Genomic DNA, 16,219 nt, shown 5'->3' with positions numbered 1-16,219 from the left:
CATGGAAAAGCGTCATGATGAACACAGGGTCTTTTGAAGCGCCGCTGGCGCGTTCGCGCTTCGATACGCGCCAGGTGCCGAAACGCGACGCCATGGGGCTGTGGCGGGATTCGATCAACGTGCTTTTCGATGCCCGCCTGCGCCGCTCGCAGGATGACGGCTTCTTCGCCAGCGTGGATGCCGCTTTCATCGGCAATGTCGCGCTCGGCCGCACCCAGTCCTCGGCGCAGGATTTCGACCGTTCGCGCCACAAGCTTGCCCGCGACGGCATGGACGGTTTTCTGCTGCAATTTTACGCCAGCGGACAGAGCATGTCGCGGCGCGGATCGGGTGAGACCGCAGGGCCCGGCGACCTCTATCTCATCGACATGGCGCAGCCGCTTGCCACCGCCACGACCGACCACGACCATCTCAGCCTCGTCGTGCCGCGCCGGCTGCTGGAAGGCAGGCTTGGCGGTTCCGGCAATCATCATGAACGTGTGCTGCCGGCCGGTTTGCCGCTGGTATCGCTGCTGCGCGAAACAATGACGAGCATCTATCGCCATTTCGATGTCATGAACGCCAGCGAGGGCGCAGCGACGGTCTTGCCGCTTCTGGAACTGGCTGCGGCCGCCATCAACAATCATGTCGGGCACGACAATGCGCAGGGCGTGCAGCGGGCGCTCAGGGCATCCATCCGGCGTTATATCGACAATCACCTTCTCGATCCGGCCCTGTCGGTGGAAAAGGTCATGGGCGAATTTGGCGTGTCGCGACGCACCGTCTACCGGCTCTTCGAGCCGCTGGGCGGGTTTTCGGCCTGCATCACCCATCGGCGTCTCGAGCGTGCGATGGATTTCCTGCGGGCACCGCAGTCGGCGCATATGACGATTGCGGAGGTGGCGGCGTCCTATGGTTTCACCAATCCGGAAAATTTCAGCCGCGTCTTCAAGAAGGCCTTCGGCCTTTCGCCGCGTCAGATGCGGCATTTCGCTTCGGAAAACCGTGACCTCACGTCGGATATTCTGAAGCCGGACAGCGCGGAATGGACCCGCTGGATCGTGCAACTCGGCCGCTGACCATGCTTTTAGGGGTGCCCTTCTGACACTTTATGACGGTTTGTTGGCACAATCCGACCATTTGCTGCGGTTGCGGCGCGATGGGGATGCGCATGTCTTTCAGACGTGCCAAACAGGGCAGGTTATTTTTATCAATATATTGCCTGACAATCATGATGTTGAGAATCCTCGCTTTTCTGAACCTGTGTCGCCAATGGCGCCATGAGCTGAAACAACACCTCTCCTTTTCCGGCGCCGGATTTCACAGGCGGCCATCACCCCTGCCGTCGGCGAATTTTGACAGCCCAGCAGACGATCCATCGGAAACGGATGATGGAGCGCGGCGGCCGGTTTCCTGGCTCGGCCTCGGGCAAAGCTTCAGCGCGGTGGATGTAGCGGACTGTGACAGGGCGCGTTTGCCGGCCGAGTGAGGTGAAAGCCGTTCTCCGGCGATCTGGAACAAAACCCTGACCCCGGGGATTAGATCAACAGGGTTACAGGGAGTGAAAGACATGGCCAGAGAAAATGCCAGCTATCCCGACAGTCGGGATGCTCCAAAAAGCGAAACGGCAACGCGCGCGCGGCAGGGATCGCGCGGACGTCCCGTCCTTGTCATTCTGATCGTCAGCGTGTTTCTTGCATTGGTGGTCTGGGCCGTTGTCGAATATTCGGTTTTCGAACCCGACGAGAACCTGCCGCAGAACCCCCAGACCGAGACAGCGCCCGTGCCGCAGCAGCCGTCCGGACCGGGAAGCTTCGACAACAATCCGGCAAATGGCCGTCCCCAACCGCCGTCCTCGACAGAAACAAATCCCACGCCGCAGGGTTCGACCGGAGCACCGCAAAACCCATGACCACCATGGCGTGAAGTTTTTTCGCGATGATGATGATTTTCATGGAACCAGATCGCGCCCGATTTCATTTCACGCAAAGTGACAGGAATCGGGGGTTTCATTCATGGCAGTCACCGTCACTGCAGTTGTTCTCACGCTGATCGGTCTTGCGCTGTTCGGTTTCGGCTCTCAGCTCGTCATGCTGGGCGGGAGCTTTTATTACGTGCTTTCCGGACTGGCCTTTCTGTTGACGGCCATTCTGCTGTTCAGGCGCAATCGCGCAGCCCTTCACGTCTATGCCGTCTTCATTGTCGCCACACTCGCCTGGGCCATCTGGGAAGTCGGTTTCGACTGGTGGCAGCTTGGCCCGCGCGGCGGCATCATCATTCTCATCGGCCTCTGGCTTCTGGTTCCATGGGTCAGAAAGCCGCTTGGTTTTTCGAGCCCGACCGGGCTTAGCTACGGGCCGAACGCCTGGCCGCTTGCCCTTTCCGTCCTCGCCTCCATCGTCGTGGCCGGATATTCCATGGCGCAGGATCCGCACGATACGGCAGGTTCCCTGCCTCAGGAAACGGCCTCGGCCACGCCCGCCTATGGCGGCAATGTGCCTGACGGTGACTGGCATCAATATGGCCGCACGCCCTATGGCCAGCGTTATTCGCCGCTGACCCAGGTCAATGTCGACAATGTCTCGCAGCTCAAGGAAGCCTGGCGTTACCAGACGGGTGATGTGAAGCTGCCCGATGATGTGGGTGAAACCACCTATCAGGTGACACCGCTCAAGATCGGCAATACGCTTTATATCTGCACGCCGCATAATTGGGCGATTGCCATCGATGCCGCCACCGGCAAGGAAAAGTGGAAATACGACCCCAATGTCGGTCTCAATCCGGACCGCCAGCACCAGACATGCCGCGGCGTTTCCTATTATGCCGAGCCGAATGCCGCTCAGGGCACGGCCTGCGCCGAGCGCGTCTACCTGCCGACCTCGGATGCGCGGCTGATCGCGCTCGACGCCGCCACCGGTCAGGTCTGCACGTCCTTTGCCGATCAGGGTGTGCTGCATCTTGAGCAGGGCATGAAATACAATCCTGCCGGTTATTATTATTCGACCTCGCCGCCCGTCATCGTGGCGGGCAAGATCATCATCGGCGGCGCGGTGAACGACAACTATTCCACGCAGGAACAGTCCGGCGTCATCCGCGCTTTCGATGTGAACAGCGGCGCGCTCGTCTGGAACTGGGATTCCGGCAACCCGGCGAAAACCGAACCGATTGCGGCGGGTGAAACCTACACCACCAATTCGCCCAACAGCTGGTCGGTCTTCAGTTATGATGAGGGCCTCGGGCTCGTTTATATCCCGCTTGGCAATCAGGTGCCGGATCAGCTCGGCATGGGCCGCAGCGAGAATGTGGAGAAATATTCCTCCTCCATCGTCGCGCTGGATATAAACACCGGCGAGGATCGCTGGGTGCGCCAGACGGTTCATCACGATCTCTGGGACATGGACGTGCCGGCCCAGCCGGTGCTGCTCGACATCACCAAGGACGGCCAGACCGTGCCGGCCCTCGTCGGCCCCACCAAGCAGGGCGATATCTACGTTCTCGACCGGCGCACCGGCGAGCCGCTTCTGCCGATCACCGAAGAGCCCGCACCGGGCGGCGCCATCCCGGAGGATTTCACCTCCCCGACGCAGCCGACGACGGCCTTGTCCTTCAAACCGGAGCCGTTGCAGGAAAAGGACATGTGGGGCGTCTCCATGTTCGATCAGCTCGCCTGCCGCATCCGCTTCCATCAGCTGAACTACAAGGGCCGCTATACGCCGCCTTCGCTCACCGGCTCGATCATCTATCCCGGCAATTTCGGCACCTTCAACTGGGGCAGCGTGGCGGTCGATCCCGAACGCCAGGTGATGTTCGGCATGCCGACCTATCTCGCCTTCACCTCGCAGCTCGTGCCGCGCGCCGACATTCCGCCGAAGGGTCAGGACGAAAAGGGTAGCGAACAGGGCCTCAACCGCAATGACGGCGCACCCTATGGCGTCTTCATGGGGCCGTTCCTCGGTCCGCTGCAGATTCCCTGCCAGGCCCCGCCATGGGGTTATGTCGCGGGTGCTGACCTGCGCACCGGCGATATCGCCTACAAGCACAAGAACGGCACGGTCCATGACATGACGCCGCTGCCGCTGCCCTTCAAGGTGGGTGTGCCGGGCATTGGCGGGCCGATGATCACCAAGGGCGGTGTCGCCTTCCTGGGTGCGGCCGTCGACAACTATCTGCGCGCCTATGACCTGACGACCGGCAAACAGCTTTGGGAAGCGCGCCTGCCGGCCGGCGGCCAGGCAACGCCGATGACCTATGCGCTGGATGACGGCAAGCAATATGTGGTGATGGTTGCGGGTGGCCACGGCTCCGTCGGAACCAAACCGGGCGACTATGTGATCGCTTATACCCTGCCGTAATCTCTGCAGGTTTCAAGATACAAAAAAACCGGAATGGGCGACCATTCCGGTTTTTGCTGCAAAAGAGGGTATCAAGCCGCCTTTTTCTCGGCGGCGGCGTTAACCGAAGTCTTGGCGAGCGCGGTCAGCGCATCATCGGTTTTCGCTTCTTCCTTGAGCGTGGCATCCAGCAACGAAACTGCTTTCGTGTGGCCCAGCTTTTCCGCCCATGCCTTCAGCGTGCCGTAACGGGCGATCTCATAGTGCTCGACCGCCTGTGCCGAGGAAACCAGACCGGCGTCGAGGGCGGGCGTGCCCTTGAAGTCCTCCATGATTTCCTCGCCCTCGGCGATGATGCCCTGAATGGCTTCGCAGGTCTTGCCCTGCGCCCGCTTGCCGATGATCTCGAACACCTCCTGCAGGCGTTCGACGTGCCCCTGGGTTTCTTCCTTGTGTTTTTCAAAAGCCTGTTTCAACTTCGGATCGGTCGCCGCCCTTGCCATCTTCGGCAGGGCTTTCAGGATTTGCCGTTCGGCGTAATAGATATCTTTCAGCGTGTCGTAGAACAGATCATCGAGTTTCTTCTCGGCCATTGGTCCTTCTCCCATGTGTGAAAATACATGACGTGCGCCCACGCGCACGGGAGACAAACCCTTTGCTGCGCCCATGGTTCCGGCTCGGTTGCGCGCAACGTTTATATTGCCGTGCGGAACCAACACGCCTCTGCGAACTTAGTGTGAAGAAATTTCGGGAGGAGACGCGACAGTGCCCCAGAGCCTTGCAGAAGAATTTTCCATGAACATTTCCATCCCCTTCGAGGTGCTGCTGGTGCGTGTGTTCGGCGCGGTCATCCTGTGCGGCCTGATCGGTCTGGAGCGGGAGTTTCACAAGAACACCGCCGGCCTGCGCACCAACATGCTGATCGGCCTTGCCGCCGTTACCTTCTGCGTCATCACCATCCACATGATGGAGACGATGGCGGAAGGTCATGAGGCGGCACGGCTCGATCCCATCCGGCTGGTTGAGGCGGTGACGGCGGGCATCGCCTTTCTCGCGGCAGGTGTGGTCGTATATACCAGGGGCGATGTCAAAGGCCTGACGACGGGCGCCAGCATGTGGCTTTCGGCGGCAATCGGCCTCTCGGCCGGTCTTGGCATGTGGCCGCTTGCTTTTCTTGCTTCGGGAATGGGCATTGTCGTCCTTTGGACGCTGCGCCGCATACAGGTGGCGGCGGGCATCAAGGAGGAATGAACGACATCAGCCGAAGCGGAAAAGATCGGCGTCGGGGTCCTTGCCGCCATTGATGGCGGCGGCCACGATTTCAGCGGCGATCTGGCTGAAGGTGATGCCGTTACCGCCGAAACCCATCACGGCATAGACGTTGTTCATTCCGGGCACCGCGCCAATCAGCGGCAGGCCGGTGGTGGTCGAGCCGAAGGCCGCCGCCCAGCGATATTCCGGCTTTCCCATATCGATACCGAGAAGCTTCTCGATCTTGCGGCGGATCGTCTCCGCCTTGGCGGCGAGCTTGCGCTCCGACTGGTAGGCGGTGGGGTTTTCCTCGTCCTCGCCTCCGGCGATCATCCGCCCCTCCCGGTCGGTGCGCAGGTAGAGATAGGGATCGGAGGCCTCCCAGACGATATGGTTCTCCAGCCAGTCGGGTAGGTCGAGCCCCTTTCGGCTCGCCAGCGCCCAGGTGGAAATGATCTGGTGTTTCGGGCTCTCCAGCACTTTCAGGAATTCATAGCCGGTGCAGAAAACGACATTGCGCGCTGAAAGGATTTTGCCGCCGGCGGTGGCAAGGACAACCTCGTCGCCGAGGTTCCTGAGATCGGTGATCTCAAGCTGGGAGACGATTTCGGCGCCGGCGCCCGCCGTGTGGCGCAGCAGGCCGGCCGTCAGCTGTGCGGGATTGGCGGAGGCCGAAATATCGCTGAGGATGGCCCCGGTCCGGTGCAAGCCGTATTGCTCTCTCAGTTCCGCGGCGGTGAGGAGGCGGGCCTCGATGCCCGCTTCTTTGCGGGCTTCTGCTTCAGCCTTCAATGCGCGCGATCCCATTTCGTCTCCAGCCAGATAAAGGGCCTGTTTGCGCCTCATGCTGCAGGAGATGCCGAGCGAAGAAACGATTTCCTCCAGCCGCAGGACGGCGCGGGCGGAACGCTGCCATGCCCTGTCAGCCGCGTGCCTGCCGATCATCTTTCGAAGCTGCGTCAGCGGCGTGTCGATTTCGTGCTGGATCATCGCGGTGCTGGCGACGCTGCTGCCCATGACCGGTTCGCGCCGGTCGACGATCAACATGGATTGACCTGTCCGCTGCAGGGCGTGGGACACCAGCGCGCCACTGATACCGGCGCCGACGACGATCGTGTCGTAATGGCCGGCCTCCGGCGTGCGCCTGCTGCGGACGCCAATGCGGGGCGTATCCGCCCACACGGGCTTTGAATCCCTGAGGTCGCGTTCTTTCGTCAGTTCCGATGTCGGCATGAAATCATCCTGAAAGTGTCACGGCTCGGTATAGCCGGCGACATTGATGGTGAGCGTTGCGCTGCGGGGATCGTTGCGGAAGAAAAGCGTGCCGGTATCGCGAGACTCCGAGGCGACGTAATCGAATGTCACATCGGCGCTCTCCAGCGTCGCGCCGTTTTGCTGCAGGTCGCCGCGCACCTGCACCTGCGCCGCCGTCGTCATGGACAGGTTGCGGATGTCGAACCGCACCCGGTATTGCCCGGCCTGCGCCTGCACACCGGTAACGGCGATTTCGAAGCGGGCATCCTCCGGCCTGTAGCGATAAATGTCATAACCGATCCAGCTGAGCATGGCGGCGACAAGGAGCGTGCAGATGGCGCCCGTCAGCCATTCCACCCAATGGGGCTCGGGGCTTTCCGTATGTTTGCGGCCCTTGGATATCGTCATCTTGTCCTCACAGGATCAGTCGGGCAGAGGCCGCGCCGATCGAGGCGGGAACGCCGAGAATGACGGCGGCATTCATGATCTGCGACAGCGATGTGTGGTCGAGGCGCTCGAAGGTCCAGAGCGTATAGATGCTGATGGCGATGGCGATGACGTAGCCGGGCAGGGTGAAGCGGATGAAGGACTGCCACCACTTCTGCCCTTCGTGCAGCTGGTGCGAGCCCTTGAAGTGAAGCGCGTAGACAAAGCCATGCATGATGGCGACCGACAGCAGGCAGAGCGCCAGAATGTGATAGGGCGTCACCTTATAGGCGATCAGGATCATTTCTTCCGTCGGCGCAACATTGAGGCTGAGGAAAAGCGCGCCGACCACCATCATGAACAGTTCGTGCAGATAACCCGTCTCGCCGGAATATTCGCCCTCCTCTTCATCCTCCGCGTCGGAATGCTGACCGAGCTGGCTGCGCCCAAGCAGTGCGCCGATGCTGGCTGGAACGGATTGCAGCGCAATCTTGGCAACGATGTTGGAGGCGGTGATCTGGTCGTTCAGAATGCCGAACAGCAGCAGCACGGCGGCGCTGACAGCAATGCCCAGCCCATAGGCCGTTATCGCATCGCGCAGCGCCTGGCTCCAGGAGTGAATATTCTCGAAACCGATGCGGCGGGCGAGAAGAAGCAGCAGCGGCAGGTTGAGGATGCAGAGCAGGAGAAGCCGCCAGGAATTGACGTAAAGGCCGAGAAACCACATTTCCATGGTCATCAGCATGGGCAGGGCAAACAGCAATGCACCCGCCGTGCCGCGCGCGAGGCCGATCAGAAATTGCCCGACCTCGTCATCGTCCGCATCTCTTCGATTGATCGCTGTCACCATGCCGCCCCCTGTCCACAGCGATAACGCAATGGCGTTTTTCCGGTTCCGTGGGTTTATTTCGCGGGATCGATGAGAGCGATGCCGAATTCCGGGCGATAGCTGCGCCGCAATTCCGCCGGTGTTTCGCGGATAACGACTTCCAGCGTGGGCCGCACCACCCCTTTTAGAAAATGGCCGCCCCTGGTGGAGCCATCGGCAAAGCCCAGAACCACATGCAGGTGCGGATTGGGCGTATCGTTCTCGTCAAGGGTGATATCGCCAAGCAGGCTTAGGACCTCGCTCTGGTCGGTGACCGGTATTTCCTTATAGTCCTGCGTCGAAAGATCGAAAAAGGCGAGTGTTGCCGTGGCGAAGGCGCCGATCGCGGTAACTGAGGCGGCGTTGATATTCTCGGCCCTGGCAAAGCGCCTGATGGCCTCGAAGGCTTCTTCCTCGGGATCGATGACGAGGATGAAGGTACGCTCCGCGCCGCTTGCCAGCAATCTGCTTTTCATGTGTTCCTCCCAAATAGAAGCGCCGCCGGAAAACCGGCGGCACGGGAATAGGGGTGTGTGTCTTAAGCGGCGCGGCGTTCGTGGCGGCCTTCCTCGACCTCTTCCACGATCTTGGCGACGAAGGCGTCAAGATCGTCAGGGCTGCGGGAGGTAATGATTCCCTTGTCGGTCACCACTTTTTCGTCCTTCCAGTTTGCACCGGCATTCTTGAGGTCTGTTTTGATCGACCAATAAGAGGTGGCGTCGCGGCCACGTAGTGCATCTGCTTCGATGAGGAGCCATGGCGCGTGGCAGATGGCGGCGACCACCTTGCCAGACTTTACGAAATCACGCACCACCCGCATCGCATCCTCGTCATGGCGCAGAACGTCCGGATTGATCTGGCCGCTGGGTAGAACCAGCGCGTCAAAATCCTCGGTTTTTACGGCCTTGGCGGATAGATCGACGGCGATGCTGTCACCCCAGTCTTTCTTGTCCCAGCTCTTGATCTCGCCCTCCTTGATGGAGGCGACCTTCACGTCTGCACCTTTGGCCTTCAGCTGGTCATAGGGCACGCGCAATTCGGAACGCTCATAGCCGTCCGTTGCGAGAATGAGGATTTTTGCAGCGTTGATGGCAGTCATGTCTGTCTCCTTTCGGGTTCAGTCTTCTTTGTCGGAATTGATGGAGGGCAGGAAAAATTCCACGTCCTTGAGCCGCTCCGCGTCGAGATTTTCGATATGCGTTTGCCAGAACCGTTCGGCTTCCGCTGGTTCGTGCTGCCATTGGCGCACGAAGGTCTTGTTGTCGTCGATCATCACCTGACGCGTGCCGCCGAGACGCAAATATTCTTCCGCAAGTTTGCGTGTTTCGGTCTTTTCCATGTCGCGGCTCCTTGTGCGTGGAAAGCGGGAACGGAGGGGTGCCGGATGGGTAAGAAGCTCGGCTGCCATTTCGTTGGCCACCGGGAGAAAACGGAAAAATCCCGATGTTCTTCAGCGCCATCGCGTCCGTTTGACACGGCGGCCCCTCCTGCTGGAACAACGTGAGCTTTCCCGTATGGTTCCGCAGTTTTTTCCGCGGCGTCGTTGCCGAAGCCGAATATATCGCGCGCAATTTTTTACCGGAACAAACGGGCATGTCCCGCTGTTTTATCCCCGATGCAGGGGAGGCAGCATGGCAGCCAGACAGAGCGACGGCGAACACCACGGTAACAACGACAACAAGGGTTTCTGGTCGATCGATTTCGGCAACTCACCGGTTATCGGCACGGCCATTCACGACGGTCATCGCATTAGACCGGACGTATCCGGGCTCATCGCCCTTTCCCCGGAACAGCGGCTGCGGGAGGAAGACCCTTTCACCGGTGAAATGATCGCCGGATTGACGAACCGTCTCGTCGTTCACCATTCGCGTTTCGAAATCGATCTCAACCGTGCGGCCGATCAGGCGATCTATCTGAAGCCGGAACAATCCTGGGGGCTTGAGGTCTGGAAAGAGGAGCCGGCGCAGGAGGCTATCCGGCAATCGCTCGATTTTCATGCCGACTATTATGCGATGCTGGAGACCGTGCTCTCTGCAATCGAAAGGCGGCACGGCGCCTTCGTCGTGCTGGATGTACACAGCTATAACCATCGTCGGCAGGGCGCCGCTGCGCCGCCGACGGCGCAGGCGGAGGCGCCCGATATCAATATCGGCACCTTTTCCATGGATCGCAGCCGCTGGGGCGATATCGTGAGCGCGGTCGGGCACCATTTCGCGTCAGCGACCATCGGCGGACGCCGCCTCGATGTTCGCGAGAACGTGGCGTTTCAGGGCAAAGGGGAGCAGACCCGTTTCATCCACGAAAGGTTCGCCGAAAATGGCTGCGCCATCGCAATCGAGTTCAAGAAATTCTTCATGGACGAGTGGACGGGAAAGCCGGATGCGCGTGTGGTGGCGGATATTCGCCAAGCGATAACAGCACTTCAGCCAGTAATCGAAGAGTGCCTGAGGTCGCGGCGATGAACCTCTCTCCCGCCCGCAGCGCACCGTCTCCCATCGCCGATCTGGTCGATGATGTCGTGTCCTGCCTCGAGGCCGGCAAGGCCATCCGCCGCGATGTCGGCAAAGACGGTCGTCTGCATATCGACCGGCCGCTGCCGTTCCTCTGCCTGCATCTGACGGGCGGCACGAAAAATCTCGCCGCCCGCGATATCGCCGCCGCCCACGCCTCCTATCTGATCGCGTCGACCATTCAGGAGGCAGCGCCGCTGATCGAGGCCGTTGGCACGGTCATGCGGCAGCGCTTCGGCGCATTCATCGTCCTCGATATCGGTGAGCTGGAGCATGACATTCTGCTGGCCGACGATTCGCCTTTCCTGCCGCATTATGAGGTTTCCGTCTCGGCGACGGCTGAGCCAGAAACGCAGAATGCCCGCCGGGTCTTCATCAAGGCGGTTTGCGATGCCGAAGTGCGTTTTCGCACGCCGCGCATCACCCGGCCGGAATCGGATGCCGATCCCGTTCTGCGCTTCAAAAAAGCCGGCCTCGATTTTCCCTGTATCAGCGTGCGTTTTGCGCCGATCTACCGCCAGCCGGAATCCGGTGCGGATTATCCGGGCCTGCGGGTGACGATGATCGCCGATCTTTTCGATGCCGGTCTGCAGGCTTTTTCATCCTTCGCTTCGGGCAAGGACGCGCTCAAGGTTACCAGCCACCGTGCGCTGGGGCGCAAGGCCTTCGTCGACGCCGTCAGGCGTGCCGACCGGTCCGTCGACGATATTGTTTCATCCTTCGATTTTCTGCTTTCCGTCACGCCCATCAATGCCCGCCGGGCCTTCGAGGAGTTTCGCGATGGCGGCTTTCAGTTCGCGCCGCGCCTGCTCTACCGGCCGCTCGGCGTCGATGTCGAGGAGCAGAAACGCAAGCTTTATTCCGTCGTGTTCGATCATCTGGAAGACCCGGTGCTTTATAATCTCTATCGGGAGAAACAGCAGGAGATCGATCTGCAGCTGACGATGCTCGCCAATCTGCACCATCCCACCTTCACCGATTTTTCGCGCGCCCTTTATGGCGCTGTCGAACCGGCCCTTCTTCAGCTGGCGCTGCGGGTGCTTGCGGATTGCCCGCGCCGGGAGGAAAGCAGCGAAATCGCCATGGTCGATTGTTACGCGGTCGCCAAGAAGTCGCGGGAGATGGTCGAGACCTATCTTGCGGAAGCCCCGGAATTCAAGGCGCGCGTTGAAATCCGCGACGACCTGCCGCCGGGTCTGATGGTGACGGGCGAGAAGCTTCTGATTTCGCGCCACACTGTCATGGAACAGCGCCGTGTCGAGGCGCTGCTGTCGCATGAGATCGGCGTGCATCTTCTCACCTATTTCAACGGCTCGTTTCAGGGGCTGCGTCTCTTCCGCACCGGCCTTTCCGGTTATGAGGGCGTGCAGGAAGGGCTGGCGGTGCTGGCGGAACACCTGGCCGGCGGCATGACGCGTGAGCGCCTGCGGCTGATCGCCGGCCGCGTTATCGGCTGCGCCGCCATGCTGGATGGGGCAAGCTTCGTGGAGACCTTCCGTACCATGACCCGCGATCACGGTTTCGATGAAGCCGGGGCCTTCAACATGGTGCTGCGCATCTATCGCGGCGGCGGTCTCTTCAAGGACGCGATCTATCTGCGCGGGCTGGCGGAGGTGCTGGACCATCTGCGCAGGGGCGGAGCGCTCGATCCGTTCTGGATGGGCAAGATCGCCGCCGCCCATTTTCCGGTGATGCAGGAGCTTGCCCTGCGCGGCCTGTTGCGGCCGCCGGGCGTCAGGCCCGCATTTCTGCTGCCCGCCAAGGCCAATGAACGGCTGGAAAAAATACGGGCGGGATTATCCATTGCCGAACTGGCGACATTATAGGAGGGGCTTCATGCGTATCGCATTTTTCGTCAATTCCATCGAAACAGAGGGACCGAACTACGCGACCGGGCTGCTTGCCATGGCGGCGCTCAATCGCGGCCACGAGGTGGTCTATCTGACGCCCGGCGATTTCACATTGCGCTCGGACGACAGCCTGACCATTCACGCCACCGTGCTGCCGAAGGGCAAAATCAAGAAAGGCGAGACGTTCCATTCCACACTTCAGGACAAGGCGCTGGAGCGGCGAACCATGGATGTGGAGGAAATCGATGCGCTGATGCTCCGCAACGACCCCTCGCTCGACCAGACGACGCGGCCATGGGCGGTGCATGCCGGCATCCTGTTCGGGCGGCTGGCCGAACAGCGGGGCGTCGTCGTGCTGAACGATCCCGAAGGTCTGGCGCTCGCGCAGAACAAGCTCTATTTCCAGAGCTTTCCCGAAATCGTCCGCCCGACCACGATCATTTCGCGCAATGTCGAGGAGATCCGCGCCTTTGCCGACGCGCACCCCAAGGGTGTCATCGTCAAGCCGCTGCAGGGCTCGGGCGGCAAGAACGTCTTCAAGATCGGCTCCAGCAAAGAGACCAATCTCAACCAGATTTTCGAGGCGGTGAGCCTTGAGGGATATCTGATCGCGCAAGCTTATCTGCCGGCCGCCCAGGATGGCGACATCCGCTTCTTCATGATGAATGGCCGTCCGCTGATGCGTGAAGGCAAATATGCCGCCCTTCGCCGTGTGCCCGCCAAGGGCGACCTGCGCTCCAATATCCATGCCCATGGCACGGCGGAAGCCGTGAAGGTGACGGATGAGATCGTGGCGCTTGCCGAAATGGTGCGGCCGAAGCTGGTGGAGGACGGCATGTTCCTCGTCGGGCTCGATATCGTTGGCGACAAGATACTGGAAGTGAACGTGTTTTCCCCGGGTGGCCTTTCCAATATCCGCGATCTCACGGAGATGGATTTCAGCGACACGATCATCGAGGCCGTGGAAACCAAGATCACCATGCAGAGCGCTTCCGGCGGCACCATCTCCAACCGCCTGCTGGCGACGCTGTGAGGTTATTCCCGTAATTCGGCCGGGTGCATCTCGCGATACCAGGCGACGAGGGCCTTGATGCCCTCTTCGACCGGGGTTTGCGGCACGTAACCGGTCAATGCCCTCAGAAGATCGGGAGAGGCGAAGGTGCGGGGAACATCGCCCTGCTGCATCGGCAGCATATTGCGGATCGCGGGTTTCCCGACCGCCTTTTCGACGGTTTCGACGAAATGCATCAGCTCCACCGGCTGGCCGCCGCCGATATTGACCACGCGGAAGGGTGCGTGGTGCGACAGCGTGTCGGTGACGCCTTCCTGCGTAACACGGTTTTCCTCGGAGGGTATGACCGCGCTCAACCGGACAATGCCCTCCACCAGATCGTCGATATAGGTGAAATCGCGGCTCATATTGCCTTGCCCGTAAATATCGATCGCCCGGCCGTTGGAAACGGCGTCGACGAATTTGATCGGCGCCATGTCCGGCCGTCCCCACGGGCCGTAGACCGTGAAGAAACGGAAGGCGGTGGTGGGCAGCTTGTGCAGATGGGCATAGCTGTGCGCCATCAGCTCCATCGATTTTTTGGTGGCGGCGTAAAGCGTCATCGGCTCGTCGGCCTTGTCGCTCTCAGCGAAGGGGATTTTTTCGTTGGCGCCGTAGATTGAGGAGGTCGATGCCAGCATCAGGTGCTTGACCTGCAAGCTTCTCGCGAGCTCCAGCATGTTGAACGAGCCGATGAGATTGGAATCGACATAGGCGCGCGGATTTTCAAGGCTGTAACGGACGCCCGCCTGTGCGGCGAGGTGGATGATGATCTCAGGTTCGGCGGCCTCTGCCGCGCGCTTCAGCGCATCCGTATCTTCCAGCATGCCGATTTCGGCACGGAAGCCGTTGGAGCGGGAAAGAATGGCGTGGCGTTTTTCCTTGAGGCTGACATCGTAATATTTCGTCATGCCGTCGAAACCGGTCACGAAGTGGCCGGCGTCCAACAGCCGCTTGGCAACATAAAAGCCGATGAAGCCAGCCGTGCCGGTAACCAGATAACGCATGATGATTATATCCCGAATTCGTTGGTGCGTTTGCGGTCTGACCGAAGCGCAGAAAACCTTTTAATGAAATGGCGAAAACGAAACCTCTATGCGCCCTTGTCGGAACCGCCTTCATGCGGACGGCCGACGGCGGCATAGATGAAACCATGCGCGGCGACCTCATCCGTGCGGTAGATATTGCGCAGATCCACCAGCACCGGATGTTTCATGATCGCCTTCAGGCGCGGAAGGTCGAGCGCGCGGAACTGGTTCCATTCCGTCACGATCACCACGGCGTCGGCATCTTCCGCCGCCTCGTAGGGGCCGGCCGCGTATTCGATGTCTTCCATCAGATGGCGGGCATTCGCCATGCCTTCCGGATCGTAACCGACCACTTTCGCACCGCCATCCTGCAGGGTCTGGATGATGGCGATTGCCGGGCTGTCGCGCATGTCGTCGGTATTCGGCTTGAAGGTCAGCCCAAGCACGGCGATCTTCTTGCCGCGCACATCGCCGCCCACGGCATTGATGACCTTGCGGCCCATGGCGCGTTTGCGGTTGTCGTTGATGGCGATGGTGGTCTCGATCAACCGCACCGGCGCGTCATAATCCTGCGCGGTCTTGGCGAGCGCCAGTGTGTCCTTCGGGAAACAGGAGCCGCCATAACCGGGGCCGGCATGCAGGAACTTCGAACCGATGCGGCCATCGAGACCGATGCCGCGCGACACGTCCTGCACATTGGCGCCGACCTTTTCGCAGAGGTCAGCCATCTCGTTGATGAAGGTGATCTTCATCGCCAGAAAGGCGTTGGCGGCATATTTAATCAGTTCGGAAGCGCGCCTTGTGGTGAAGAGCAGCGGCGACTGGTTGAGGTAAAGCGGGCGGTAAACTTCGGTCATGACGGGGCGGGCGCGTTCGTCCGAGAGGCCAACGACGATGCGGTCCGGCCGCTTGAAATCCTCGATGGCGGCACCTTCGCGCAAGAATTCGGGGTTGGAGACCACGGCGAAATCGGCCGAGGGGTTTTCCTCGTGGATGATACGCTCCACCTCGTCGCCGGTGCCGACGGGAACGGTGGATTTGGTGACGATGACCGTGAAACCGTCAAGCGCATGGGCGATCTCTTTCGCCGCAGCATAGACATAACCGAGATCGGCATGGCCATCGCCGCGCCGCGACGGCGTGCCGACCGCGATGAAGACGACATCGGCATTGGCGACGGCTGCGGAAAGATCGGTGGTGAAGCTCAACCGCCCGGCCTTGGCATTGTTGGCGACGATGACATCGAGACCCGGCTCGAAGATCGGGATATGGCCATTTTTCAGGGCTTCGATCTTCTCCGGCATCTTGTCGACGCAGACCACGTCATGGCCGAAATCCGCAAAACACGCGCCGGACACGAGGCCGACATAACCCGAACCGATCATCACAATCCGCATTCTTTTTCCTTTCGGTTAGCGAGGCCATGTTAACGCGGCAATACCGGCCGGGGAAATCGGCGGGTGAAAATCGCATGATAATATTTAGCCGCCTTCATGCCCGTCGCCAAGCGCCACGATCAACACCGGCTAACCTCTTTCCATGACGGGGATGTGATGGCCATGGCGGGACAAATTTGCCGCACCTTGCCGCCATTTGCACCGGTCGTGTTCAATCGGGTCATTTTGCGGTTTTTCCGGCTTGCACTCATAGGTAGCCGGGTCTAGCCATAGG

16 protein-coding genes are annotated in these 16,219 nt (G+C 60.5%); 7 read left to right on the top strand and 9 right to left on the bottom strand.

The features are described 5' to 3' along the window. Positions 1 to 14: 14 nt before the first annotated feature. From O3W47_RS03680 to O3W47_RS03670, 3 genes are all read left to right on the top strand, one after another. Positions 15 to 1,058 (top strand): helix-turn-helix domain-containing protein, encoded by a 1,044-nt coding sequence (locus tag O3W47_RS03680; protein ID WP_174022517.1) that lies wholly within the window; start codon positions 15 to 17, stop codon positions 1,056 to 1,058. Positions 1,059 to 1,549: 491 nt separating this feature from the next. Beyond that, a complete protein-coding gene (locus O3W47_RS03675; protein WP_174022516.1) occupies positions 1,550 to 1,891 on the top strand; it encodes a hypothetical protein in 342 nt (113 codons plus the stop codon). Positions 1,892 to 1,994: 103 nt separating this feature from the next. Then, the gene (locus O3W47_RS03670) at positions 1,995 to 4,331 is read left to right on the top strand and encodes a glucose/quinate/shikimate family membrane-bound PQQ-dependent dehydrogenase (protein ID WP_269313020.1); all 2,337 of its coding nucleotides are present in this window, start codon (positions 1,995 to 1,997) and stop codon (positions 4,329 to 4,331) included. Positions 4,332 to 4,402: 71 nt separating this feature from the next. Here the strand turns inward: O3W47_RS03670 and O3W47_RS03665 are convergent, their stop codons facing one another. Continuing rightward, positions 4,403 to 4,903, bottom strand: coding sequence for a YciE/YciF ferroxidase family protein (locus O3W47_RS03665; RefSeq protein WP_065657331.1), 501 nt, complete (start codon positions 4,901 to 4,903; stop codon positions 4,403 to 4,405). A 172-nt stretch (positions 4,904 to 5,075) separates the two neighbouring features. On the opposite strand from O3W47_RS03665, the gene O3W47_RS03660 reads away from it, so the two are divergent. Continuing rightward, complete coding sequence (locus O3W47_RS03660) at positions 5,076 to 5,561, top strand: MgtC/SapB family protein (protein ID WP_035239298.1); 486 nt, start codon at positions 5,076 to 5,078, stop codon at positions 5,559 to 5,561. Between the two features lie 6 nt (positions 5,562 to 5,567). On the opposite strand, the gene O3W47_RS03655 is transcribed toward O3W47_RS03660, so the two are convergent. From O3W47_RS03655 to O3W47_RS03630, 6 genes are all read right to left on the bottom strand, one after another. Further along, the gene (locus O3W47_RS03655; RefSeq protein ID WP_269313019.1) at positions 5,568 to 6,794 is read right to left on the bottom strand and encodes an NAD(P)/FAD-dependent oxidoreductase; all 1,227 of its coding nucleotides are present in this window, start codon (positions 6,792 to 6,794) and stop codon (positions 5,568 to 5,570) included. Between the two features lie 18 nt (positions 6,795 to 6,812). Further along, complete coding sequence (locus tag O3W47_RS03650) at positions 6,813 to 7,223, bottom strand: TIGR02588 family protein (RefSeq protein WP_269313018.1); 411 nt, start codon at positions 7,221 to 7,223, stop codon at positions 6,813 to 6,815. Between the two features lie 7 nt (positions 7,224 to 7,230). Then, positions 7,231 to 8,091: a TIGR02587 family membrane protein gene (locus tag O3W47_RS03645; protein ID WP_078052646.1), complete on the bottom strand. Its 861-nt coding sequence runs from the start codon at positions 8,089 to 8,091 to the stop codon at positions 7,231 to 7,233. 53 nt (positions 8,092 to 8,144) lie between these two features. After that, positions 8,145 to 8,585 carry a PPC domain-containing DNA-binding protein gene (locus tag O3W47_RS03640; protein ID WP_078052647.1) on the bottom strand — a complete coding sequence of 147 codons (441 nt, stop codon included), beginning with the start codon at positions 8,583 to 8,585 and terminating at the stop codon, positions 8,145 to 8,147. Between the two features lie 62 nt (positions 8,586 to 8,647). Continuing rightward, complete coding sequence (locus O3W47_RS03635) at positions 8,648 to 9,208, bottom strand: type 1 glutamine amidotransferase domain-containing protein (RefSeq protein WP_269313017.1); 561 nt, start codon at positions 9,206 to 9,208, stop codon at positions 8,648 to 8,650. Positions 9,209 to 9,226: 18 nt separating this feature from the next. Then, positions 9,227 to 9,448 carry a hypothetical protein gene (locus tag O3W47_RS03630; RefSeq protein ID WP_078052649.1) on the bottom strand — a complete coding sequence of 74 codons (222 nt, stop codon included), beginning with the start codon at positions 9,446 to 9,448 and terminating at the stop codon, positions 9,227 to 9,229. Positions 9,449 to 9,740: 292 nt separating this feature from the next. Between O3W47_RS03630 and O3W47_RS03625 the strand changes: the two genes are divergently transcribed. The 3 genes from O3W47_RS03625 to O3W47_RS03615 are packed head-to-tail and all read left to right on the top strand — an operon-like array spanning position 9,741 to position 13,502. Then, a complete protein-coding gene (locus O3W47_RS03625; protein ID WP_125146731.1) occupies positions 9,741 to 10,571 on the top strand; it encodes an N-formylglutamate amidohydrolase in 831 nt (276 codons plus the stop codon). Further along, the gene (locus tag O3W47_RS03620; protein WP_269313016.1) at positions 10,568 to 12,445 is read left to right on the top strand and encodes a flavohemoglobin expression-modulating QEGLA motif protein; all 1,878 of its coding nucleotides are present in this window, start codon (positions 10,568 to 10,570) and stop codon (positions 12,443 to 12,445) included. Before O3W47_RS03625 ends, O3W47_RS03620 begins: the two co-directional genes overlap by 4 nt. A 10-nt stretch (positions 12,446 to 12,455) precedes the next feature. Then, complete coding sequence (locus tag O3W47_RS03615; RefSeq protein WP_269313015.1) at positions 12,456 to 13,502, top strand: glutathione synthase; 1,047 nt, start codon at positions 12,456 to 12,458, stop codon at positions 13,500 to 13,502. 2 nt (positions 13,503 to 13,504) lie between these two features. Here the strand turns inward: O3W47_RS03615 and O3W47_RS03610 are convergent, their stop codons facing one another. Together O3W47_RS03610 and O3W47_RS03605 are read right to left on the bottom strand one after the other, a co-directional pair. Continuing rightward, positions 13,505 to 14,527: an NAD-dependent epimerase gene (locus tag O3W47_RS03610; RefSeq protein ID WP_269313014.1), complete on the bottom strand. Its 1,023-nt coding sequence runs from the start codon at positions 14,525 to 14,527 to the stop codon at positions 13,505 to 13,507. An 86-nt stretch (positions 14,528 to 14,613) separates the two neighbouring features. Then, the gene (locus tag O3W47_RS03605) at positions 14,614 to 15,945 is read right to left on the bottom strand and encodes a UDP-glucose dehydrogenase family protein (protein ID WP_269313013.1); all 1,332 of its coding nucleotides are present in this window, start codon (positions 15,943 to 15,945) and stop codon (positions 14,614 to 14,616) included. Positions 15,946 to 16,219 lie beyond the last annotated feature (274 nt).

This window comes from Agrobacterium sp. LMR679 (genome assembly GCF_027157905.1).
GTDB classification, from domain to species: domain Bacteria; phylum Pseudomonadota; class Alphaproteobacteria; order Rhizobiales; family Rhizobiaceae; genus Agrobacterium; species Agrobacterium leguminum.
Note: the sequence above shows the minus strand (reverse complement) of the source record. Positions and strands in the feature narration are given on the sequence as shown.

Excerpts from the sequence above, each read along its gene's own strand:
- O3W47_RS03645 (WP_078052646.1), bottom strand. The coding sequence starts at position 8,091 with ATGGTGACAGCGATCAATCGAAGAGATGCGGACGATGACGAGGTCGGG.
- O3W47_RS03650 (WP_269313018.1), bottom strand. The coding sequence starts at position 7,223 with ATGACGATATCCAAGGGCCGCAAACATACGGAAAGCCCCGAGCCCCAT.
- O3W47_RS03670 (WP_269313020.1), top strand. The coding sequence starts at position 1,995 with ATGGCAGTCACCGTCACTGCAGTTGTTCTCACGCTGATCGGTCTTGCG.
- O3W47_RS03605 (WP_269313013.1), bottom strand. The coding sequence starts at position 15,945 with ATGCGGATTGTGATGATCGGTTCGGGTTATGTCGGCCTCGTGTCCGGC.
- O3W47_RS03680 (WP_174022517.1), top strand. The coding sequence starts at position 15 with ATGATGAACACAGGGTCTTTTGAAGCGCCGCTGGCGCGTTCGCGCTTC.
- O3W47_RS03655 (WP_269313019.1), bottom strand. The coding sequence starts at position 6,794 with ATGCCGACATCGGAACTGACGAAAGAACGCGACCTCAGGGATTCAAAG.
- O3W47_RS03620 (WP_269313016.1), top strand. The coding sequence starts at position 10,568 with ATGAACCTCTCTCCCGCCCGCAGCGCACCGTCTCCCATCGCCGATCTG.
- O3W47_RS03675 (WP_174022516.1), top strand. The coding sequence starts at position 1,550 with ATGGCCAGAGAAAATGCCAGCTATCCCGACAGTCGGGATGCTCCAAAA.
- O3W47_RS03610 (WP_269313014.1), bottom strand. The coding sequence starts at position 14,527 with ATGCGTTATCTGGTTACCGGCACGGCTGGCTTCATCGGCTTTTATGTT.
- O3W47_RS03625 (WP_125146731.1), top strand. The coding sequence starts at position 9,741 with ATGGCAGCCAGACAGAGCGACGGCGAACACCACGGTAACAACGACAAC.
- O3W47_RS03635 (WP_269313017.1), bottom strand. The coding sequence starts at position 9,208 with ATGACTGCCATCAACGCTGCAAAAATCCTCATTCTCGCAACGGACGGC.
- O3W47_RS03640 (WP_078052647.1), bottom strand. The coding sequence starts at position 8,585 with ATGAAAAGCAGATTGCTGGCAAGCGGCGCGGAGCGTACCTTCATCCTC.
- O3W47_RS03665 (WP_065657331.1), bottom strand. The coding sequence starts at position 4,903 with ATGGCCGAGAAGAAACTCGATGATCTGTTCTACGACACGCTGAAAGAT.
- O3W47_RS03630 (WP_078052649.1), bottom strand. The coding sequence starts at position 9,448 with ATGGAAAAGACCGAAACACGCAAACTTGCGGAAGAATATTTGCGTCTC.
- O3W47_RS03615 (WP_269313015.1), top strand. The coding sequence starts at position 12,456 with ATGCGTATCGCATTTTTCGTCAATTCCATCGAAACAGAGGGACCGAAC.